Source organism: Dactylosporangium maewongense, assembly GCF_039531485.1.
Classification (GTDB): Bacteria; Actinomycetota; Actinomycetes; order Mycobacteriales; family Micromonosporaceae; genus Dactylosporangium; species Dactylosporangium maewongense.
Genome location: NZ_BAAAQD010000043.1, coordinates 13,935 through 37,136 on the forward strand (window position 1 = coordinate 13,935; position 23,202 = coordinate 37,136).

The 23,202-nt window shown below is 69.3% G+C and carries 11 protein-coding genes; 4 read left to right on the forward strand and 7 right to left on the reverse strand.

Annotated features, from left to right (window positions below):
- Positions 1–33: 33 nt before the first annotated feature.
- The 5 genes from ABD332_RS54335 to ABD332_RS54355 form a co-directional block, all read right to left on the reverse strand.
- On the reverse strand, positions 34–723 hold the full coding sequence (locus ABD332_RS54335; protein WP_344514085.1) for an IS6 family transposase: 690 nt from the start codon (positions 721–723) through the stop codon (positions 34–36).
- A 139-nt stretch (positions 724–862) separates the two neighbouring features.
- Positions 863–5,812 (reverse strand): DEAD/DEAH box helicase, encoded by a 4,950-nt coding sequence (locus ABD332_RS54340; protein ID WP_344514023.1) that lies wholly within the window; start codon positions 5,810–5,812, stop codon positions 863–865.
- Between the two features lie 2 nt (positions 5,813–5,814).
- Complete coding sequence (locus ABD332_RS54345; protein WP_344514025.1) at positions 5,815–9,198, reverse strand: hypothetical protein; 3,384 nt, start codon at positions 9,196–9,198, stop codon at positions 5,815–5,817.
- Between the two features lie 192 nt (positions 9,199–9,390).
- Positions 9,391–9,753, reverse strand: coding sequence for a hypothetical protein (locus ABD332_RS54350; RefSeq protein ID WP_344514027.1), 363 nt, complete (start codon positions 9,751–9,753; stop codon positions 9,391–9,393).
- A complete protein-coding gene (locus ABD332_RS54355; protein WP_344514029.1) occupies positions 9,750–11,918 on the reverse strand; it encodes an AAA family ATPase in 2,169 nt (722 codons plus the stop codon). The genes ABD332_RS54350 and ABD332_RS54355 overlap by 4 nt, the downstream gene beginning before the upstream one ends.
- A gap of 400 nt (positions 11,919–12,318) precedes the next feature.
- Here ABD332_RS54355 and ABD332_RS54360 point away from each other — a divergent pair, with 400 nt between their 5' ends.
- The gene (locus tag ABD332_RS54360) at positions 12,319–13,176 is read left to right on the forward strand and encodes an integrase core domain-containing protein (RefSeq protein WP_344514031.1); all 858 of its coding nucleotides are present in this window, start codon (positions 12,319–12,321) and stop codon (positions 13,174–13,176) included.
- Between the two features lie 313 nt (positions 13,177–13,489).
- The gene (locus ABD332_RS54365) at positions 13,490–14,494 is read left to right on the forward strand and encodes a hypothetical protein (RefSeq protein WP_344514033.1); all 1,005 of its coding nucleotides are present in this window, start codon (positions 13,490–13,492) and stop codon (positions 14,492–14,494) included.
- Positions 14,495–14,890: 396 nt separating this feature from the next.
- Here the strand turns inward: ABD332_RS54365 and ABD332_RS54370 are convergent, their stop codons facing one another.
- Entirely contained in the window at positions 14,891–15,214 is a 324-nt protein-coding gene (locus ABD332_RS54370; protein ID WP_344514035.1) for a hypothetical protein, read from the reverse strand.
- 348 nt (positions 15,215–15,562) lie between these two features.
- On the opposite strand from ABD332_RS54370, the gene ABD332_RS54375 reads away from it, so the two are divergent.
- A complete protein-coding gene (locus ABD332_RS54375) occupies positions 15,563–19,252 on the forward strand; it encodes an nSTAND1 domain-containing NTPase (protein ID WP_344514037.1) in 3,690 nt (1,229 codons plus the stop codon).
- 460 nt (positions 19,253–19,712) lie between these two features.
- The gene (locus tag ABD332_RS54380) at positions 19,713–22,007 is read left to right on the forward strand and encodes a hypothetical protein (RefSeq protein WP_344514039.1); all 2,295 of its coding nucleotides are present in this window, start codon (positions 19,713–19,715) and stop codon (positions 22,005–22,007) included.
- A gap of 145 nt (positions 22,008–22,152) precedes the next feature.
- On the opposite strand, the gene ABD332_RS54385 is transcribed toward ABD332_RS54380, so the two are convergent.
- Complete coding sequence (locus ABD332_RS54385) at positions 22,153–23,088, reverse strand: protein NO VEIN domain-containing protein (RefSeq protein ID WP_344514041.1); 936 nt, start codon at positions 23,086–23,088, stop codon at positions 22,153–22,155.
- Between the last annotated feature and the right edge of the window lie 114 nt (positions 23,089–23,202).

Genomic DNA, 23,202 nt, shown 5'->3' on the forward strand with positions numbered 1-23,202 from the left:
GGCGGACGCGTTGAACCCGTGTCGGGTCCGTGGTCAGATCGCGTGGGCGAGTTCGGCGAACGCTGCGGCGACTCGCGTAACCGGCGAGGCATCGACGGCGAGTTCGTAGTGGCTGCGGCGCAGGTTCTGCATGAAGGTGTGTCCGGCGATGATCACCTGCGCTGTCTTATCCGTTCGTAGGCCGCGCATCGGTCTCAGCCGTTGCTTCAGCCGACTGTGATCAGCCTCGATCGGATTATTGGCGTACCGCTCGACGTGGTGCCATGCGGACGGAATCAGCTCATCCAGCACGGCGGGGTAGACCGCGGCGGCGTCGGTGACCACCTCGCTGGGGGTCACCTTCAATACCGACAGCGCCCGTCGGAAGAACCGCCGGGTCGCGTCGGCGTCCCGGCGGGCCGAGACCAGCACGTCGATGACCTGCCCGTACTGGTCGACCGCCCGGTACACGTACCGCCAGACCCCGTTGACCCTGACGTAGGTCTCGTCGACGTGCCACATATCGCCTGGTGAATGGCGGCAGAACCGGGCCGCATCGGCGAACAGCGGCGTGAACCGCTGCACCCACCGGTAGACCGAGACGTGGTCGACCTCCACGCCGCGCTCGACCAGCAACTCCTCGACGTCGCGGTAAGAGAGGTTGAACCGCAGATACCAGCGTACCGCGACCACGATCACCTCCGGCGGGAACCGGAACCCGGCGAACGCCGACGTCGCAGGCAGCCACAGGCCAGGACAGATCGATGACTTCACCGCTCAAGCTTGCCTCGATCTTGCCAACGCTCAATGCAACGGAGCCTCTGCAAGGAGTACGGCATCCCAGCCCGCATCGTCCCGATTCCGAAGTGACCTGCAGCCGTTCCTACACGGCGACGCCGAAGAGTTCGACGTCAGCGGGCGGCGCATGGAGTGCGTCACCGGTAAGAGGCTGTACGCCGACCTCGGTGATGCCCGCGTCGTCCCGGCGCAGCCATAGCCGTCCAACCAGTGCCTTGCCCGCGCACCGGACAAGGACGATGCGGCCCTCGTACAGGTCGATCTGGCCCGTCGAGACCGGCTCGAAGACCTCGTCCAGCATCTCCTCGAGGAGGAACCGGCGGCTAAGGGTCCGGATGGGGTCGAGATTTGTCAGGCTGATGCGGGGCACGCCGGCAGAGCTGGTTGCCGGGCGGCCGATGAGTCGTCCGAGGACGTCGGCCGCCGAGCCGCGGCGGAGCTGGTCGTGGTGGCGTTCGTTGCGGAAGACCCGCAGGCAGCGGTAGCAGCTGGTCTCCTCGCCGCATTCGCAGTTCGCGACGCGGCGCAGCCCTCGTTGCAGCACCTGTGGGAGGTTCTTGGCGATCTGACGCACGTGACCGGCGCCGCCGGGGACGGTGTCGAAGAGCATGAGCGCGGTCTGTCCGAAGCCGGTGGGAAACAGGGTGCCGTCGATGTCGTCGCGGGAGATTTCGAGCTCTTCCGCCGCGCCTTCGACCAGTGCGTAGAGCATCGACCACCAGACCGCTTCATCGGCACCGACGGTGACCGGGCTCTGGATGACGAGTTCGAGGACGTCCGTCTGGTACTTGTGGCCCAGCGAGAGGGTTTCGAAGGTCCCGCGACAGGGCTGTTTGGTGATCGGGCTGTCGTGTTGATTGGACCGACCGGTGGCGACAGACTCGCCGAACCCGCAGCGGGAGCAGATCCGGAAGCCGCGGCCGGCGACGCCGTCGCTGATGGCGACCAGTTCGCCGCGGGCGCCGGCCCTGGCCGTGATCTTGCCGCCGATGACCGGGTGTACCCGCTCGTCGACCTCGGCGCCCGGGGAGACGACGTAGGTGCTGCCGTGCCAGGCCCGTTGCGGCGGGCGGGCGCCGGGGCGGCGCTGGCCGCTGCTGGCCGCGACGAATCCGTAGATGGGCACGGCGTAGCGGTGGCGGGCGCCCTGCAAGGGGGCGTCGCAGGAGGGGCACACCTGGTCGAGGGGGTCGATCGCCTCCCGGTAGTGGCCGCAGGTGGCGCAGGCGGCGTAGTGGCGCTGCTCCAGTTCCCGGTCGGGCAGCCGGTAGACGCCGGCGGAGCGCCACACGTAGCCGCCGGCGACGACCTCGGCGCCGGGTGCGTACTCGTAGATGGCCACGCCGAGATCGCGGGACAGCTCCAGTTGGGTGGCCACCTGCGAGTCGGCGAAGGTGAGTTTGAGCTCGACGCTGTCGACGGGGAAGCCGTACTTCGGCAGCACGTTGCGGTTGGCGAGCAGGCCGAGCAGGTCTCGTCGTTTGACCGTGTTGAGCACGCGTCCGTAGCGGCTGACCCGCTTGTCGTCATTGGCGGCGAAGGCCTCCTGACGTTTGAGTTCGTAGATCTCCACGTCCTGCTCGACCTCGCGCCGGGTGGATTCCAGCAGGTCGGTCAGGGCATGGACCCAGTCGCCGGTGTCGATGCCGATCTCGTTTTGGACCTCTGCGGGCAGGATCTTGCGCAGTGATGCGGTGATGCTCTGTGGCACCGGAGCGAGGAACGTGCCGACCAACGTCGACGGGGTCACGCCGTCCGGGCCTGGGAGGAAGAAGTCGCCGGCGGTACGCCACACCGTGCCGTCCAGTTGGAAGCAGTGCCGGAAGAACGCCGCGAGGGCGACCGAGTGGGCGTGGCGACGGTCGATGCGTTCGTTGTTCAGCGGGAGCCGCGGTGGGCGGACCTCGCCGGCGACCATCCGCTCCGGATGCCGGAAACGGACGAGGTCGTGGGAGCGGCGCTGGGCGTAGGTCAGCACGAGCGCGGCGGAGTCGGCCCGGCGTCCCGCCCGGCCCGCGCGTTGGACGTAGTTCGCGGTGGTCGGGGGCATGTTGCGCAGCACGACCGCCTGCAGTTCGCCGACGTCGACGCCGAGCTCGAAGGTGGTCGAGCAGGACAGCGCGTTCACCTCGCCACGGATGAACTGCTGCTGGATCTCGGCGGCCTTCTCGCTGGTCCACTGCGCCGTGTGCTCCAGCACCGACAACGGCACCGCGGTCATCGCGCGGTACAGCGCCCGATAGTGGTCGATGTCGTCCACGACCCGAGGGAGCAGCCATGGATGGAGTTCACCCGTGCAGTTCATCGTCGGGCAGACGCCCAGCACGCTGACGGGCGCCGTCCTTCTGCACAGCGAGCACTGCCAGAGTGACCCGCCCTCCGCCGTGGGGATACACGTGATCTCGGTGTGGTCCAGTTGGTAGACGGTGCCAAGCCGAGGTTCCGAGCTTTTGAGAAGCCAATCCTTCGCGGGTCCTTTGACGAGGAACTGCCAGATGTCTTGCAGGACGGCTTTCGCATCACCGGCGTATCCCAGCTTCTGCAGCACACGTTGGAGGTAGTCCAGCCGACGGTTGCGGCCCTTGGCCGGCGTCCAGCTGATCACCTTGCGCTTCGGCTCCGGCCCCTCGCTGCGGAGATAGATCGGACCACGGCGAGGATCGAACAGCTCATCTCTGGGATCGACCTCGTCCGGTGCGCTCACCGCTCCTTGCATGCGGATGGTACGCAGCAGCTCCTCGATGAGATGCCACACTTCGTCGGAGTCGAGTCCGAGCTGCAGGAGCGGCTTGGGCGCCGGCCAGTGGGCGTCCCGGAGCAGGCCCCACCGCAGCAGCCCGGTTCCCTCAAGGGAGTTGCGTTCGTCGAGGCTGAGGATTTCGTGTTGCAGCCAGAGCGCCAGTTGCCGCTCTTTCGTCTGCCGGGATTGCTTGCGCTCGAAGACCCCGAACCGGTCGGCGACCTTGGCCGCGCGGAAGACGACATCTTCCAGCCGCACGTCCGTGTCGGTGGCGAAGGCGTCCGTCGCGCCGGCGAAGATCAGCCGGCGGTGCTGGAGCTTGGCGTACGAGTCCTGCAGATACGGCGCGAAGTACGCCGCGGCCTGCCTGCTGTCGCTGAACAGCAGCAGCTTCCTACCCTCGCCGGGCAGCCCCGCCTGGACCGGATCGGTGGCCGCCGGTAGCGCCTGATACATCGCGGTGGCCAGCACCGAGACGGCGGCGTCGTTGCCGCTTTCGAACAATCGCACCAGTCCCGCCGCGCGGCCTCCGCATCCCAGGCATCCGGTGAGCTCACCGGCGTTCTGGTTCAGCACCCGGACGGCGCGCATGCGCGCACCCGCGCATGCGGCTCTGACGCAGGAGCTGCGGCGACCGTGGACGTACGCACCGCAGGTGGTGCAGAGCGACCCGTCCCGGTCATCGAGGACGTTCGGGTCGTCCAAGGTCTCGTCGTCCTCGTCCGCACCACCGGCCGACTCGTCCAGGCAGAGCCAGACGCGCTTGCCGTCGCCCGAGCGGCGGGACCGGAAGATGGCCTCGGTGCCGAGTCGCTGGATGACGCCGGAGAGGTAGACGGCTCCACAGCGCTTGCAGGAGCCGAATTCGAACGCGGCGTCGCCGCAGTCGCGGCAGCGTTCGTGGTTGGTGAGGCTGACGTGTGGCCCGTGCTCGCCGAGGCAGGTGAAGGCGCCTTCGGTGGCTCGGGCGAACAGGTGGTAGCGGGCCGAGAGGACCGGTTCTCCGTCGTGGTGCAGCGTCTTGTTGGCCAGGGCGACCAGATCCGTGGTCGCGGCCATTGGGTCCGCGGCGTCGGCGAAGAGGTCGGCGGCGACCGTGGTCAGCGGTGTCGGTCCGACTGCCAGCAGCGCGCGAAGGCGCCGGACACGCTGCTCGTGGGCGAGGGCATCGCCGGCGTCGGTGCCGGTCAGTCCGGCGGCGTGTGCCCGGGCCAGGATCTGCTGGGGGTCGTCCGCGGCCAGAAGCGTCCGGTAGTCCGCGTCGGTCAGCGGTCCCCACTCAGTCCCGACCGGTCGTTGGACCCGCGTCGAGGTGACGACGTCCTGTTGCGATGGGTCGGCAGGGTCCCAGGTGAACGGCGCGTCGAACAGGGCCTGCGCAAACCGTGCCACCTCTGCGGGCTTGTCGCCGACGGTGGCGCTGGTGGCGATGCACCGCAGCGGACGGTCCCCGGATACCCGGTCGCGGAGCCGCCGCAACAACATCGCCAGTTCCGCCCCGCGGGCGCCGTCGTAGACGTGGGCCTCGTCGACCACGATGAACCGCCAGTTGCCGCCGTGCTCTCCTTCGAACAGGTCCATGTCCAGCGGTCGGAGCAGCAGGTATTCCAGCATGGCGTAGTTGGTCAGCAGCAGGTGCGGCGGTGTGCGGCGCATCGCTTCCCGGCTGAGCAGCTCGTTCGGCAGCAACGGCTCGTCCGGATTCTGCTGCTCGAAGGATTCCCGCGCCTGCCGGTCGGATTCCTTGGTGTCTCCCGTGTACCGGCCGAAGGTGATGTCCGGCATCTTGTGCAGCAGGCTGCGCAGGCGCTTCATCTGGTCGTTGGCGAGCGCGTTCATCGGATACAGCAGCAGGGCACGGACCCCCGGCTGGAGCTTGCCCTCGGCCCGCTCGGTGATCAACGCGTTGAGGATCGGCAGCAGGAAGCTCTCGGTCTTTCCGGAGCCGGTACCGGTGGCCACGACCAGGTTGCGGGCGGCCTCGACCTTGCGGATCGCCGACTCCTGATGCCGGTACAGCGGGCGGTCCAGCGGAACGCCGGAGCCCAGATCGGTGAACCTCTGGTGCAGGACGCCCTCGTCGACGAGCTCACGGAGGGTGGCGCCGGTCGCGTACGGCGGCGATGCCTCCAGCAGCGGACCCTTGACGACACCTTCGGTGATCTCGCGTTGGATCGCCTGGTTGAGCGCGGCGGCCAGCTGAGGGTCCCGAGGTTCGAGCAGGGTGTGCAGGTAACGCTGATAGGCGTCGCGAATGGCACTCGTCGTCGCGAGGGGGTCAACCGTCGTCGTCATGCTCAGGCTCCTGCGATCAGTAGTTCCGCGAGTACCAGGTCAACGGAGGTCAGCCGTGGGGCGCGCCTGGCCAATGCCGAGTAGATCCCGTAGTGGGTCGACATGAACCCGTGCGCCGTGCGATGGCCGTGACCGGCCAGCCGGGCCGCGAGGGCGAAGGCGATGGAGAGCTCTGACAGGGCGGTCCATCCGTCGCCGGCACGACGGGCCCGGACTGCCGCGAGACACCGGGATCCGCCGTCCTCGTTGATCACCGGCCGCAGCTCGCGGAGCAGCCGGTCGGCCCGGACGGCGACACTACGCACCGTGCTGTGCAGCCGTGCGTCGAACAGCTCGCGAGCGGCGACCAGCCGCTCGTCGGCGTCCAGCAGTCCGCCGGGCACGACGCGTGCGGCGCGCCACAGTCGGTCCAACTGCTCGGGTGGCATGGCGGCCAGTTGATCCGCGCCCTCGAACCGTCCGACAGGAGCGAATGGGTCGTCCTTGCCGGCGAGGATGTCGGCGGCGACATCACCGCAGATGCTCGTCAGCCTGTCCAGTAGGTCCGTGGGGGCCGCCTGATGACGCCATTGATGGGCTGACGCCAGCATCGCCGCGACCGGGCCGGCCGACCACAGGGCCAGTTCCTCGTCGGGATTGAGATACGGCACGGGCGGCAGCGCACAGAGTCCGGAGTGGACCAGCGGCGCGACCAGCGAGCTCGGCGAGAGCCTCGCGGCAAGCATTGCCCGGAGGGTCGAGGCGGGGTCCCGTGCGAGGACTCTGCCCATCCCGTACCGGACGTCCACCGCAACGCCGGCTGCGCGGAGCGGTTTGGCGAGGGTGAAGGCGTGCAGGGCCTGTTGGGCCGCGTCGACGTCGGCAAGGTCGACCTGTTCGCCGGCGAGGAACCTGGACAGCGTGGTCTCTGGGGTGTCCGATCCGCTGACCACGAGCGGGCGCCCGTCCAGTGCGAACCTGTTGTCGCTCGTGGGCCAGTCAGGCCACGGCTCGGCGAGCCAGGGATCCTCGATCCGCAGCTTCACCAGGAGCGGCCCCGCACCGACCACCTCGTCCGGAAGGGGCGCGGTGGTGCCGTCGGCGCTCACAGCGCTGACGAACGGTTTCCGCCAAGGGGCAAGCGTCTGGTAGACGCCGGCCGTCAGATCCGCGGCCACCACCGGCGCAGTGATCATCAGCCGGCCACCGTCCACGTCGATCTGGGTGGCCAGTTGCCGCGGTGCGCACGTGGCAGCCGGCATCCTCACGCCCTTGACCATCAGGTCCAGGCGCGCGCTGCCGTGTTCCGTGACCGTGTCGATGATGCGGGCGAGCGCGAACCGGGCGACATCCGGCCGGCCACCGCCCAGCGGGCGAATCGTCTGGAGATCTGCCGTGCCCACCCGGACCACGAGTTCGATGAAGGCGGGTGTGGGCAGTCGCACCTGCAGCTCCCCTTCGCCGAGCGTTTCGATGTCCAGGCGCAGTGGTCGCAGCGACCACTCCGGGCGTTGGCCCGGGCTGAAGAGCCGCACCGCCATGTGCGGCGGGGTGACGACGAGCACCTGGTTTCCGTCCGGGCCGGAAACCTCGATCTGCGCGCTCGATTCGCGTGGGGACAGGTCGATGGTTACCGGGGTGACGGTCAGCCCCGCATGGATCGTCCTGGGATGGATCCTGCACGGGGTCAGCCCGGATGCGCGCAGTTCGCGGGCCGCGGGCTCGGACACGACCGTGAGACCCTCCGCGAGGTTGACGGTCTGCGACAGGCCACGCCCGAGGGGACCGCGCACCGTGACCTCGAACGCGCCGACGGCCGGACGCGCGATGCCCTTCCAGGGGTCGACGACGAGGTCGTCGGTCACGGTGTGGGTCTGCGTCGTCAGGTCCTGGGCAGTGTTCGGGCGGCGAACGCGGACGGTCCACCGCACGGACCCGTCCGTCTCCCCGGGGAGGGTCAGCCTCGGCGGAGTGTCATGGACCGGCAGGTCCTGTGCGGTGGCAACGCCGACCAGGGGATGCGTGAGCATCAGTCGCGGGCGTCGTCGTCCCTGGACGGTGCGCCACTTGGCGCTTCCACCGAGTCGAAGTTGGCGGACATCACTCAGGTCGACCTTGCGCAGCCGCCACCCGTCCCAGCCGTAGGGTGCCGACTGCTCTTCGACAACGACGGGGCGACCGTTGAACTCCATCTCCACATCGCCGAACTCCGACGCCATCGGATGCAGGAGCCAGACCGGCTCGGGAGTGATTGACGCCGACGACGGGATGCGCCGTCCGTCCTCGGTGAACACAAGCAACGGGTCGCCTGGGTCGACAACGCTGATGACGTCTCGGCGGGTGGCGTCGTCCAGTTCGACCGAAACCTCACGCACCGGCTGGTTCACCGGGACCCCGGTAGCCGGGGCGGTCTGCCGTCCCCCGGGCCATGGCGACCGGCTCACGACCTCTTGCGGTTCGCCGTCGAAGCGCAGCTGCCAGGAGGCCACGCCGTCCAGGGCATCCTCAACCGCCGGCAGCCAGATCAACAGCCCCCGACCAAAGGGCTCCAGCAACAGCCGGGGATGCTCGCGCGCGGCGGATGCCCGGGCGCGACGCAACCCGCCCAATTCGAGCAGGCCGGACTGCGCCAGCTCGGTGGCCCGCGCAATGACCCGGGCCGGCAGATGGATCCCATCGGGATCGAAGGCCGGCTGCGCAAGTTGCACCAGCAGGTCGATGCAGCGGTCGACGAAATCCTCGGCGTAGTCGCCACCGAATTCAAGAAACCGCCGCACCGGCTTGTCGACCACGTTGAGACGCGACTGGAAACCTGGAGCGAACGCCCATTCCATGAACTGTCGCGCGTCCAGGCCGGGATTTCGAGCATGATGTTTGGCAAGCAGTGCCAGCAGATCACCCAGGCAGAATTCCGGCACGCCCGCATGCATGAGGATCTCGCTGACGTTGACCTGCGGAAGGCCCGGGAACCGGGCCAGGCCGAACCGGCTCAATGCGGTGCGGAACTGCTCACCCCACCGTTGCTGATCGCTCTGGTCGGTGTAGGCGATGCCCGCCTCCCGCCAGACGCCCGGCCAGAATGCGCCATGCTCGTAGTGCACGGCGCCCACCCTGGCAAGCCCCATGGCCACGATGGCCGGATACCGGCGGAGCAGGCGTTCACGGTAGGAATCGTCGGTGTCGCGGTAGACGCGACCCAGGCAGGAGAGCGCCTGGAACACGTCGTCGTCCGGCACCTCCACCTCGGCAACAAGGGAGACTCCTCGCAGCACGGGCTGCCAGGAATGTTCCCGTTCGACCAAGAACTCTCCAGCGCGCGACATAGCAGCTCCATCCTGCAGGCAAAGCTCGATCTGGTCGATGGGAATTGACAATTTCCCATCGGCTTCGACCACGCCGGTCTTCAATATTTACAGTGTTTGATCCGACCGGGATGAGGAGACCAGCCAACGACGCCCCCATCCTGCCGCGCTAGATCAATCGAAAGATCGACCGTTTGTCATGCCGTTCCTGCCCGTTCGGGTAAATCGGCGATCACGATGGCACTACGACACCTGGCCTTGGCGCAGCGGAAGAAGTGGAACGAGGTCCAGCGTTTGTCAGTTGCCACGCCGATCCGTGTTGGACAGGTGCTTCACCAGCGTTCCGACCTCGGTGTGCAGGCGGCGGAGCTCGCCGGCGGTCGGGGCGGTGTCGTAGCAGTGGTGGTGCGTGGCGGTGGACAGGGCGCCCCAGGCGAACGCGGCGCGTCTGGCCAGGTCCTGGCCGGAGCGGCGGCGCAGCATCCTCGTCCGCTGTTCGGTGCAGGCCGCGACCTGCGGGCTGGTCGTCAGCCAGTACTGCTCGATGGCGAGCTCCAACGCCAGCCGGGTCAGGCACGCGCACACCTTGGGCCACCACACGCCGGACGGTCCGCTGCGTAGCAGGCCGTCGGCGGCGTCAAGGCAGCGGCCGGGCGTCACCGGAGGGCCTCGGCGAGTCGGCGGGTGTCGCTGACGAAACCGGGCAGGTCGGCGACGGGATGGCCGCCGTGCACCGCCTTGCGGCTGAGGTTGTACGCGTTGACGGCCCAGCCGCCGTACGCGTTCCGGAGCCGGCCGAGGACGTCCCCGCCGCGCTCGGCGTCGTCGAAGAGCGCCAGGGCGAACAGTGTCGTCGTCTTCTGCGCGTGCTGCAGTGCGTCCTCGATGTCCGCGTGGCGCTCGCCCCGGGCCGTCCGGACCCGCCACACGACCCGCTGGCAGGCGTACTCGAGCGCCGAGCGGCACAGCTCCTCGACGACCGGGGTCCGGACGTCGCCGTCGACCTCTTCCGAGCGGGCCAGTGCCCTGGCGTCGTCGAGGTATCGCAGCGCCGGGTCGGCGGTCGGCCTGATGGACACGACGGACTGTTCGGCCCGCACGACCTGCAGGGTGACCGCGTCGATCTCAAGGCGGCGGACCGCGTCGGACAACCGGGGGTCGTGGGTGAACACGACGACATGACGATCGGTGGCGATCGCCGCCAGTACCCGGGCGAGACCGTCCACCTTGGATGGATCCATGCTCTGCACCGGGTCGTCGATGACCACGAACCGGAACAGGCTTTCCGACGCGCAGGCCCGGGGCAGGAACATCGCGAGGCCGAGGGCGTGCATCTCGCCCTGGCTCATGACGCCGAGGGCGGTGCCGTTGTCGGCGCCGTCGACGCTGATCGGGAACTCGATGCGGCGGCGGGTGGCGGTGCCGGCGAGGCTCATCGTGCCGAGTTGCACGTTGCTCTCCTGGCGCAGCTCTTCCCAGATCTGCTGGGCGTGGGCGGCGAACGGCGCCAGGCGCTGGTTGCGCAGCACGATCGCGGCGTCCTTGAGCCAGGCCCGCGCGGCCTTGAGGTCGGCGAGTTCCGACGCCTGTTGCGGCACCTCACGCGCGGCATCCGCCCAGCGTCGCAGGTCGGGCAGGATCTGCTGCCAGCCCGTGTCGCGGCGCTCCAGCCACTCGGCCGCCGCGGCGCGCACCTCGTCGACGGCCGCCACGAGCTGGGGGTACCAGGTGAGCAGGTGCACGGCAAGGTCCTCACCAGCGGACAGTGCGGCGCGCAATGCCGAAGCCGCCGCAAGGGCCGGCTCGACGGGCAGCCCGTCCGGGGCTGGCGACAGCGACAGGTTGGCGGTGATGGCGCGGGCCCGGCGGACCAGCTCTGCGCGCCGGGTCGTGGCCCGCTGCGCGCTGAGCGCGGTGCCACGCGTGGCTTCGAGCGTCGCGGCGGCGGAGGCGCGCCAGTCGTCGTCGAGGGCGCCGACCTGGCAGACCGGGCACGGGCCGGCGCGGGCCGAGTCGTGGTGGTCGAGCGCGAGCCGCAGCAGCTCGGCGAGGCGGACCGTCACGGCGGTGTCGACGGCGCCCCCGGCCTGGGCGGACATCGCACGGAGCTCCTCCGCCAGGGCCGCGACCTCGCCGAGATCGGGCAGTGGGAGGATGGCCCACTGGCGGTACCGGTCGATCAACTCACCGGACAGCGGCTCGTCCAGGATCGCCGCGAGGTCCGCCGAGGCGAGAGCGGCGGCGGCCCTGCGCGCCCGGTCGTCGTCGATCGCGGCCAAGGCATCGCGCAGCCGGGTCCGGTCGGCCCGGTGCTGCTTGGCCGCCGCCTCGAGTGGCTTGATCGCGGCGTGCAGTCGCTGGTCGGCGGTGGACAGCACGTCGAGGCCGAGGATGGCGTCGATGGCGTCGAACAGGGCGGATGGCGTACCCGTGACGAGCCGACCGACCTCGGCGGCCGTGAGGAACGGACGGTAGAGCTCCATCGGCCGGCGCAGCTCGGAGAGTTCGCCGGCCACGTCGGCGTCGGCGAGCCCGGCGCCGGCGGTCCAGGAGCGGCGCAGTCGCATCGGCGTGGTGGTGCCGTCGACGCGGAGTTCGGCTTCGATGCCGCACGGGTCGGGGTGGTGCAGGTTGCGCCAGCCGGTGCGCCACACGCTGGAGCGGTCCGCCCAGCGGGCGCTGTCGCCGGTGAGGAGCAGCTCGATCACCTCGGCGAAGCTCGACTTGCCGGAGCCGTTGCGGCCCACGACCAGGATCAGGCCGGGGCCGGGGCGGATCGGCAGGATCCTGGCGGGGCCGACGCCGCGGAACCCGGCAACGGTCACGGAGGACAGGAAGATGTGGCCGACCGGCGGTTCCGGGGACGGCGGGTCGGTGGCCAGGGTGGAGGCATCAAGGGCGGCCAGGACAAGTTCGGTGGTGCGGGTGTCGACCTTGTGGGGCTCGTAAATTCGGTTCGGGTCTGTGACGTGCTGTTTCGGCGCGACGTCCGCCCGGCCGTGAGCGCCACCATGGAGGCATGACCGCTTCGCTGGTGTACCTACTCCTACGCCAGATCCTGCAGATGCTCACCCAGCTCGCCCGCGACGGCGACGCGAAAGACGTCGAACTGCTCGTGCTACGGCATCAGGTGGCGGTCCTGCGCCAGCAGGTGCACCGCCCCGACCTGCAGCCCGCCGACCGGGTGATGCTGGCGGCGCTGTCCCGGCTGCTGCCCCGATCCCGATGGTCCGCGTTCTTCGTCACCCCAGCCACGCTGCTGCGCTGGCACCGGCAACTGATCGCCCGGCACTGGACGTATCCGCACGCACGGCCCGGCCGGCCACCCATCGACCGGGAGCTCCGTGCGCTGGTACTGCGGCTGGCTGCGGAGAATCCAACCTGGGGCCACCGCCGCGTGCAGGTGAGCTGGCTTGCCTGGGCTACCAAATCGCGGCCAGCACGGTCTGGAAGATCCTGCACCAGGCCGGCGTCGACCCGGCACCCCGCCGCACCGGACCAACCTGGCCGCAGTTCCTTACCGCCCAGGCCCACACGATCCTGGCCTGCGACTTCTTCACCGTCGACACCGTGCTCCTGCGACGGATCTACGTACTGTTCTTCGTCGAACTCGCCACCCGCCAGGTGCACATCGTCGGCGTCACCGCCCACCCCACCGGCGCCTGGGTGACCCAGCAGGCCAGGAATCTGCTCATGAGCCTCGATCAGCGGGCCGATGGGCTTCGGTTCCTGCTACGTGACCGGGACGCGAAGTTCACCGCGGCGTTCGACGCCGTGTTCACCGCCGCGGGTATCGATGTGCTTCGCACACCGCCCCAGGCGCCGCAGGCGAACGCCTACGCGGAGCGCTGGGTCGGCACGGTACGACGCGAGTGCACCGACCGGATCCTCATCGCCGGCGAACGGCACCTGACGAGCGTGCTGACCGAGTACACCACGCATTACAACGGCCACAGGCCACACAGATCACTCGGCCAGCGACCACCGAACCCGGCGGCGCAGGTCGTCGACCTCAACGCCGCTCGAGTCCGCCGACGCCCGATCCTGGGCGGGTTGATCAACGAATACTCGCAGGCAGCGTAGCCGAATCTGATTTACGAGCCCCACAGGCTCAGAACCAGTTGGGTGGGCGGTGGTTCACGTCGCGGCCGACATCCGGATTTGCGCATCGCGGCGTTGCTTCCCGGGCCACCAAGGTCGCGCAGTAGCACGGGCTCGGCGATGACAGCGAGAAAAGCGGCTCCACCGGCGTATCCCGACCGCGGGCCCGTTCGCCCGTCACCCGTAGACCCGGGCAAGCCGGCTACGGACGGCCGGGGAAATGCCGCCGTCGTAGCCGCTCGAACGACTATCGTGACCGGGCATTCGCTCACCGTAGAAAGGCACTTCAGTGGCTGTGACCGTCGGCGACCCGGACGACCATGACGACGATCGGGAGATCCCGGCCGAGTACATGCCGACAGCGATGGCCGGAGCTCAGGCGCTCCTCGATCATCTCCAGCGCATGGACGAGATCCACGCCGCGTTCGCCGCGAACGCGCTCTCCCCAGACGCTCTCAAGCCGGTCACGGCCGCAATGGCGGCCCTGCCCGATGCGAACAAGATGGCCAGCACTCTCGGAGCTGGACTCCTGTCCCTCGCGAACGTTTCCAAGATGATCACCGACTCGCTGGCCAACCTTGACTGGGCCAAGACGCTCAGCGATAGGCTGGTGCAGCTCGGCGCGTTCTCCGACACCTTCGTCCGCGCGGTCATCGCACAGTCCGACAACTGGCGCGGCTGGCCGGCCGACCGGCCGATCGTCGACGTGATCGAAGAACTCGCCCAGGCAGGCTATCCGGTTTGCTGGGTACCCCGGCACGAAGTGATCCTGGCGCTCTATGACGCTGACCCGACCAAGCGGCCGACCGTCCTCGTCGAACACCAGATCTCGATCTTGAACGACTGCATGCCCGTGCTGGATGAGGTCACCGATCCGACACTGACCGGCCTGCGCGACGCGCTCTATCGGGCGAACGCCGCGTTCCTCAGCGGTCACATCTGGGCGGCGCAGTCCCTGGCCGCAGGCATCATCGACACCGCGCTGAGGGCCGCGTTCAGCCACCTGGAGAAGTTCACCTACGGCAAGGCGGTTACCGAGGTCAAGAAGACCACCGACGCGTCGATCGCCGACTACCGCCAGGCCGCCACCTACTGGCCGCTTGTCAAGGCCCTCACCTCGTTCTGGCCGGGCGACCCGATCCCGATGACGTTCAACCGGCACGCCAGCGCGCACGCCGTTAGTAGCGCCCAGTACAACGACGCCAACGCCATCGTCGCGATCATGCTGGCCACCTCGATGCTTCGCGAACTACAGCAAAACCTCACCGACGCCGGCGAAGATGAGCAGCTCGTGGCCTGACAAACGCAACAGTGCAAAGGGTTCGACCACCTGGAATCCCGGGCTCCCTGACCGCCCGGGTCTAACGCCGGAACCGCAACCGGGCGTGCCAGCCGGCCAGGACCGCCCGGACTGGACGCCGTCGGATCAAGAACTTCACCGTTCAAGCCTGCCCGACCAAGACACCGCTCAACGCAACTGACCCCCTCCGCGTCGACGGCCCGCCGGCCGCGGCCGACAGTGGATGCCGGACCGCGGCGACCCGAAGTTCGTGGGCTACCCGGTGCGACTGACCGTATGAGACAGGCAGCCTGGACCGGTGGCCTGGTTCGAGCCGAATGCCCGGCTGGGCGGCGGTCGGTCCATGCCGAGCAGCTCACGGAGCCGGCCGCCGTCCAGCATCGTCGGTGCCGGTTGTCACACGATGGCGTCGATCTGGGTGGCGCGGACCGTCCCGGGCCACGGGCACTGCACGTCGGTGCGGCCGTTGCCGTAGAACCAACTCGAATACACGGTGTTGCCCCAGGTGCAGGAGACGTGCAGCCGCCAGTGACTGCTCCCGGTCACTCCGGAACACGAGCCCCAGGCCCAGTTGTTCGTGCCGCTGTCGATACCCGACCAGCAGCTGCCCACCGCGGCCGAGGCGGGCTCGGCCACCGCGACCGCGCCGACGCCGGCGAGCGCCGCGACCAGCGTTGCCGATACAGCCGCCCGGCGGAGCACGTTCCCGGTTCTACGCATATCCGACTCCTTTCGAATGCACCGATACCACGATGTCGGTGCGCTGCGAATGTGTCCCCACACCGTCGACGACTTCGGGTTCACCGGGAAGTGGTCACGGTTCAATCCGGACGGATCCGTACGGGCGGGACACCCATCAGCGCTGCTCATGGCGGATTTCTGGCCTTGTACGGACCTGTACGGAAGTTCATGTTGATGGTTTATTGATCGCTGGGGATGGGGCCAGGTCAAGGGGTCATCGGTCGATTGCCCGCTATGCGTCACTATTTGCTGATCGGCAAAATTCAATTGATCAGTTGCTATGCTTTCCGCGCGTCCATGTCCCCCGTTTGTGAGGTCGTGGTTGATGTGTCAGATCCTGCCGACGTCCAAACCCGCGCTGATTTCGCCCGTGAGCTGACCCGGATACGCGAACGCGCGGCGCTCACCGTCCGGCAGGTCGCCGCGAAGGCTGGCGCGGACCGCGCCCACAGCACCATCGGGGACTGGTTCGCCGGCCGCGGGCTACCGTCGCTGTCGTCCCAGGACCTCCTCGTGCGGGTGCTGTCGGTGTGCGGCGAGACGGAGGTGGCGCCGTGGCTCGCGGCTTGGCATCGGGCACGGCACCGTCCCGCGGTCCGCGCCGCGGGCTACGAGCCCTACCGGGGACTTGCCAGCTTCCAGCCCGAGGACGCCGACTGGTTCTTCGGTCGGGAACGCCTCACCACGCAGCTGGTGGACCGGGTGCTCGCGTTACGTGCCCAGGGCGGCGGCATCCTGATGGTCGTCGGCGCCTCCGGCGCCGGGAAGTCGTCGTTGCTGCGCGCCGGCCTCGTCCCGACGCTTCCGGACGTGGTGCTGACCACGCCCGCCGCCCAGCCACTCACCGAGCTGGTGACGCTGCTCGGCACCGGGTCGACTGTGGTGATCGACCAGTTCGAGGAGCTGTTCACCGGCGATGTCCCGGAGCCGGCGCAGCGCGAGCTCATCGCCGCGCTCGCGGCATCCGACACGGTGGTGGTGCTGGGCCTCCGCGCCGACTTCTACGGTCCGGCCCTGCGGTACGCCGAGCTGCTCGCGGCGGTGCAGGCGGGACAGTTCACCGTCGGGCCGATGCACGAGGCCGAGGTCCGGGCCGCGATCGTCGAGCCGGCCCGCAAGGCCGGTGTGGCGATCGAGGACGAGCTCGTCGAGCTTCTGGTCGACGAGCGGTCGCACCTGCAGGACGGCGTGCTGCCGCTGCTGTCGCATGCGCTCTACGCGACCTGGCGCCATGCCCAGGGCGGCCCACTGACCTGCGCCGGCTACCGGGCCATCGGCGGCATCCGCGGAGCCGTCGCGGAAACCGCCGCCGAGGTCCACCGCACACTCGACGAACGCCAGCAGCGGCTGGCCCGCCGGCTGTTCCTGCGACTGATTCACATCGGCGTGGACACGGTGGACACCCGCCGCCAGGTCGCCTGGCCCGACCTGATGGCCGAGTTCAGCGACGACGCCGTCGACCTCGAGAACATCCTGGACCGGTTCATCGCCACGCGCCTGATCACCGCGGACACCGAGACCCTGCGGATCAGCCACGACGCGCTGCTCGGCGCCTGGCCGACCCTACGGACGTGGCTGGACACCGACCGCGCCACCCTGGTCGTGGGCCAGCAACTCGCCGTCGCCGCGACCACGTGGCGGCGCGAGAACGCCGATCCGGCGGTGCTCTACCAGGGCACCCGGCTGGCTGCCGCCCGAGCGTGGACCGCCGAGCATCCCGAGGAGCTGTCCGACGTCGTTCGCGAGTTCCTCGATGCCAGCACACGGCAATCGCGCCGGCGGGTGCGCCAGGCCCGGCAGCTGATCGCCGCGCTCACCGTCCTCGCGCTCGTCACCATGGCGCTCGCAGTCTTCGGCCTCGACCAACGCGCCACCGCCAACGCCGCCCGGCAGGCCGCACTCGATCAGCGCAACCAGGCGGTCTCCCGGCTCGTCGCCGGACGCGCCGACCGGCTCCGCAGCCGCGACCCGTCGCTGGCCATGCAGCTGAGCCTCGCCGCCTATCGGATCTCGCCCACCGTCGAGGCGCGGTCCAGTCTCCTTGACGCGTCCGCCGGACCCGCCGTGACCCGACTGGGCGGATTCACCAACGCGGTCCAGGCAGTCGCCGTCAGCCCGGACCACACCCTGCTCGCCGCGGGCGGCGTCGACGGCACCGTGCGGCTCTGGCGGCTGGCGACGGAGCGCCCTCTCGGGCCGCCGCTGGCTGATGGCGGTCTCGCGGTCTTCGCCGTCGCGATCAGCCCCGATGGGCGCTGGCTCGCCGCCGGCGGTGCGGACAAGCAGATCCGGCTGTGGAACATCATCGATCCGGTACATCCGGTCCCGGTCGGGTCGCCGCTGACCGGTCCCGCCTCGACGGTCTATTCGCTCGCGTTCAGTCCTGACGGGCACGTGCTCGCCGCTGGCAGCGCCGACCACGCCATCTGGCGCTGGGACATGTCGGACCGGCAACCACTGCCCACCCTCACCGGACCCACCGACGCCGTACAGTCCGTCGCGTTCAGCCCTGACGGGCACATCCTCGCGGCCGGGAGCGCCGACGCCCTGGTCCGCCTCTGGCGGATCACCGACCCGACCGAGGTCACGCCCGTCGGTGCGCCGCTCGCCGGTCACAGTCTGAAGGTGTACAGCGTCGCCTTCAGCCCTGACGGACGCACGCTCGCCAGCGGCAGTGCCGATGACACCGTGCGCCTCTGGGACCTCTCGGACCCGGTCCACCCGACCACCCGCGGCGACCCGTTCACCGGACCCACCAGTTGGGTCAACGCGGTGGCATTCAGCCCCGATGGCGCCACCGTCGCCGCTGGGACCTCCGACAAGAACGTGGTCATGTGGAACGTCACCAGCGGGCGGCGCACGGCCACGCTCCCGCACCCGGCGCCGGTCACCGCGCTGACGTTCGGCGCCGACGGGCACACTTTGGCCACCGGAGGCACCGACGCGATGGTCCGGCTCTGGTCGCTGCCCGGGCCGATGCTCATCGGCAGCACCGACAATGTGTTCAACGTGTCCTTCACCGCCGACTCCGGCGAACTCGCCGTCGCCAGCCGCGACCGGACCGTCCGCCTGTGGGACGTCCACGATCCCCAGCGGCCCGCGGCGCTCGGTCCTCCGCTCACCAGCCCGCCCGGGCACCCCGCCTTCGCCGGCACGGCGGTGATCCGCCCCGACGGTCGCCTGCTCGCCGTCGGCACCCGCACCGGCGAGGTCCAGCTCTGGGACGTCAGCCGCCCGGCCGAGCCCGTCCTCGCCGCTGTCCTCACCGGCCCCACCAAACTCGTGGAGACAGCTGCGTTCAGTCCGGACGGCACGATGCTGGCAACCGGTGGCGACGACTCGCAGGTGCACCTCTGGAACGTCCGAGACCCCAACCGGCCGGTGCCGCTCGGCACCATCAACGACACCGGCGGTCTGATCTTCGCGCTGGCCTTCCGGCTCGGCGGCACGATCCTCGCGGTCGCCACGTCGGACAACACCGCCCGGCTGTGGGACCTCACCGACCCCACCGACCCACACCAACTCGGCGGACCCCTCAACGGCTTCGCGGGCTACGTGTACGGCGTGGCGTTCAGCCCCGACGGCCTGACCCTCGCGGTCGGCAGCGCAGACCGCACCGTCCGACTCTGGAACGTGGCCGACCCCCGCCGTCCAGCACCCCTCGGCACCCCGTTGACCGGGCCGACCAGCAACGTGTTCTGGGTGACCTTCAACCCCGACGGCCACACCCTCGCCGCCGCCTCCACCGACGGCACCGTCTGGCTGTGGAACGTCACCGACCGATCCCGCCCCACCGTGTTCGCGGTCCTGACGCGCGCCAACGACTCGACCTACACGGTCGCCTTCAGCCCCGACGGCCGCACCCTCGCCGCCGGCGGCGCCGATCCGGAGACCCGGCTCTGGGACACAGCACCGGCGCGTGTGGCGTCCTGGGTATGCGCCACCGCTGGAACCCCGGTCACCCAGGCCGAGTGGAGCCAGCACGTGCCAGGGATCCCGTTCGACCCGCCCTGCTGAAACCATCGCCGTGAACGGCGACCAGAGCAAGAACGCCGGCCGTCTCTGCGACGCACTGGCGGAGGATCCTGACCAGGCCTGCGGGTGTGAAGCGGCTGGCGTGGTCGAAGGCGGAACGGCCTTGCGCCCGGCGCGCTGCAGCAGCTCTGGCCGAGGTAGTGGGCGCCTACTGGCCGAGCACCACGACCGTGTTAAGCCTTAAGGCCCGACGCTACCCGGCCGTCCGGCGGCTGACTTGACCCGGCAGATTGATGACCGATCGGCGCGTTGTGCATAGTTTCGCGTGATGAAGCCGCCGAGGCTCGGGGTATTGCTGCTCGTCTTCGGTCTTGCCGCGCTGAGCTGGCTGGGGCATGTCGTCGTCAACGCCGAACCGGTGGTGCTGTTCGCGTCGCGGCTGGGCTCGTACGAGGTCCCGCAGTGGGCGCGGGATCAGGAGCAGCCGTGGCGTGAGCTGGTCATGGACGTCGCGATCAGTGGCCGGGCCGAGCGGCTCGACATCCGGGTGTCGTACGAACTGCGAGTATGGGCGGAGGATCCACTGCTGTCCCTGGTGAACCAGGGAAAAGTGGACGGCCAGGACCTGGGTCGATTCTTGGCGTACGGGCCGGTCAACACGCCCGTGACGGTTGAGCGGTCCGATGGCGGCGACACGGCGAAGCTCCACTTCGGTTACGTCGGCACTAACTCGCCCAGGCTGTTCTTGGGCGACGAGCCCAGCATCGAGAATCTCGCGGCAGATCATGTGGACAGATGGCTCACCGTCCGAACCGACGATGTGGTGATCAGTCATCTGGTTCCGGAGCCGGTGGCGCAGCAACCACGGTTCGCGTACTTCGCCGGCCAGCCGCAACCGGTGTCGATAACGCTTGCCAACGACGTGCCCGCGCCGAGCGAGGCGGCGGACGCAAGGCTTAGCGAGCTCGTTGACAGCGATGTCGGTGTCTGGCGGCAGTGGCTGGTGTGGTTCCTCGTCACCACCGCGCCGTTCCTGTTGTTGGCGAGGGCGCGGCCTTGGTTATCGTGCTTCGCCGACGCGGCGCGGACCGCCGACGCAGCGCGGATCGCTGGCCTGCTCGGCATGACGCTCGGGGTGGTCGCGGCACTGGCATCGGTGGGATCGCACTACCTGCCGTTCGGTGTCGGCACGTCCGCCGGCCTGGTCGTGTTGATCGTGATCGCCGGTCTGGCTCCAGCACTGCGGCGACCCCCGGTGCACGCCGCCCGCACCGGCGGCGGTGCGGTGCTCGCCACTCTCGCAGTGCTGGCCGGGTTTGCCGTGGGGGTGGCTCAGTGGTTGCTGTTGCTGCTGCTCATGGCCCTTGCCGCCGGCGTTGCCCGGGCAGGCATCGCCCTGGTCGGCGGTGACAGGAACCGGGCCTTCACGGCCGTGGTCTGGACAGCGGGCATCGCGATGGCGCTCGGCTTGGTCGAACGGCTTTTCGACCTGCCATTCACGGTGGTTCTGCTGGCGGCGAACCTCATCGCCGCGTTCGCCGTCGTGGCGATGAGCCAGGCTCGATCGGCCTGGCTCCGGCTCGCCGCCACGCTGTCCTGCGGCGTGGTGACTATGCCGGTGGTCGAGCTCTTCGTCGATCCTCGCAGATTCCTGACGTTTTACGGCGGAGGCGAGTACGTCCTGCCGCAGATCGCCAGGCTGCTCGCGGTCGGTGCCGGTGTCGGCGTGATCGTCTTCCTGCGCCGTACTGGCAGGGCAGGTGCGGCGCTCGGCTCCCCCATGGTGCTGACGGCCACCCTGGTGCTGCTGCTGTTCGCCACCACTGACCCGTTCCCGTTCAGCTGGCTGCATCTACCCGCCACCGGCTGGCTGTGGCTGGCCTGGCTGTGGGCGGTGCCCGCCGCCAGGCGAGGCCGGGCCGTCCGGCTCGCCGATGTCGACGCCAAGCGGCACCGCAAGCTCGTCGGGGCGGAGACCCGTCGGCGCCTCGCTGAGGCGAGCGCGCACGACCTGTACCGCAAGACCCGCGCCCGGCTCGGCACGCCGGAGGTGCAGCTGCGGGAGTACGACGACGCGCAGCACGCCCTCGACAATGTGGCCCAGCTGCCGGTCCCGTCGCATGCCATCACCTCCCTCGACGCGCTGTGCACCGGCGGCGGCGCGACTCCGTGGCGCAACGCCGTACGCGCGGTCTCGTACGCCACCCCGGTCGCGGCGCTGCTGGTCGGATACGAGCTGTTCGCGCTCGCGGCTCCGGACAGTGGTGCGGCGGCGATGCGGGAGCGGACCGTTGCCGACCTCGTCGAGCTTTTCGCTCACATGGCCCGTTGGTTCGTCTACGCGCTGTTGTTCGGCTTTCTGTACCCGCTGCTGCGCGGCGACGGCCCGGTCACGAAGGCGGCCGCGTTCGTCGTGGCGCTGCTTGGCGTCGAACTGTTGCCGATCTTCGACCTGTCCGGCCGGTCGGGCGCGGAGTCGTCGGTGCTCACCCCGGCGTCCGGGCGTGAGGTGCTTCTCGCGCTGCTGATCCGGCTCGGTCAGCTCGTCATGTTCTTTGGAGTGCTGAGCCTGCTGTGGGAACGATGGCTCGCCCGGGCGGCCGGGTACTCGTGGGACAGGGTCCGCAACGTCCGCAGCGCACGGGCGCTCGTCGCGCCGGTCGGTACGGTCGTGATCGCCGGGCTGACCACGGCCGCGACTGCACTCGCCGGCGCGGCCGTAGTGGCGCTGCTGGCGACCGGGCCGGGACCCAGCACCGACCCGGGCACCCGCTCCACGTCAGGTGCCACCCCGTGACGCATTCACAGGAACGGACGCCGACGGCTCGAGAGCTTCACGGTCCGAGCCTGCCCGACCGGGGCAACGCTCAATGCAACGGACCCTGGTTGTCGGTCATAGGACCGAGGCTACATCGCGTTCACCACCATCAATACCGTCCTTCCTACGACCTTGGCGGGACTTCTGCGGACAGCAGGTTGCTCAGGTCTGCCCGGAATACGTACGGCGTCGCGGCCGCCACAGCCTGCTCGCGACTGAATTCGGTGATCTCGCAGCGGGCGCTGAGCGCGTGCGTGACCACCAGCAGCACCCAATCGTGCTCGTTGGTGGCGGCGCGTATCTCGTTGGCGGTAACCAACACCGTGGGCCGGCTCCCGCTGACGCCTTTGACTTCGATCTTCGCGGTCCTGCCGTCAGGCTGCGTACAGGAGAGATCCCAACCGAGATTCTCCCTGCTGACGTCCTCGACGTTCCAGCCTTCGTCTTCATACGTTCGAACGGCTGCGTCCATCGCAGCGTCCTCGACCGCCAGGTTCTGCAACGGATCGCCGAAGCCGGCACCCCGATTCGTCACCGTGATCTCAGCGAACGGCCCCGGCGGCTCCGGCCATGGCCCGAGCAACCCCTCGAGCTTCGCAAGCTGGTCCACCGACACCCATGATGGGTTGCTGCCGCTCCGCATGCGCTGCACTTCGAGATCGTCGATGCCCGCCGCGCGCAGGCGGGCATCGGTCACCGGTGCGTCCAGTCGGAGCGGGATGTACACCGGCACGCAGTACCTGACGGCCAGTCGGGCGTCCTCGTCGAGCCAGTACCCGAATTCGTCCTCGTCATCGGCGAAGCCCGCCACGTCGCCGGCCTCGCCCGTGACGTAGCCCGCGCCCCAGATCCCTCTCGGGAACCTCGACTGCGTCCCAGACAGCCAGAACAGTATCCGGTCGCCGGGCTGCATCATGTCGCTGCGATAGTTCTGATGCAGCGACCACGTCTCGTCGATGAGATCGTTGCCATCGTCGACGAACCCGGAGAAGTCCCACACCAGCGGGTCACACTTGATCAACCACGCACCGAGGTTGCCAGCGTTGATCGCTCTCTTCATCGCCGCCCCTTGTCCTCCTGCTACATGATGATCTCGCCTGTCCAGTCAGCAAGGTAACGCTGAAGGCGGCATTCCAGCGCACCTCGACGGTTTCGCGCCCTGAGCCGACGGGTG

What these genes read in the sequence shown, in the direction of transcription:
- ABD332_RS54380 (WP_344514039.1), top strand. Translation starts at nt 19,713, where the DNA reads ATGGACGTCGCGATCAGTGGCCGGGCCGAGCGGCTCGACATCCGGGTG.
- ABD332_RS54370 (WP_344514035.1), bottom strand. Translation starts at nt 15,214, where the DNA reads ATGCGTAGAACCGGGAACGTGCTCCGCCGGGCGGCTGTATCGGCAACG.
- ABD332_RS54385 (WP_344514041.1), bottom strand. Translation starts at nt 23,088, where the DNA reads ATGAAGAGAGCGATCAACGCTGGCAACCTCGGTGCGTGGTTGATCAAG.
- ABD332_RS54340 (WP_344514023.1), bottom strand. Translation starts at nt 5,812, where the DNA reads ATGACGACGACGGTTGACCCCCTCGCGACGACGAGTGCCATTCGCGAC.
- ABD332_RS54360 (WP_344514031.1), top strand. Translation starts at nt 12,319, where the DNA reads ATGGTCCGCGTTCTTCGTCACCCCAGCCACGCTGCTGCGCTGGCACCG.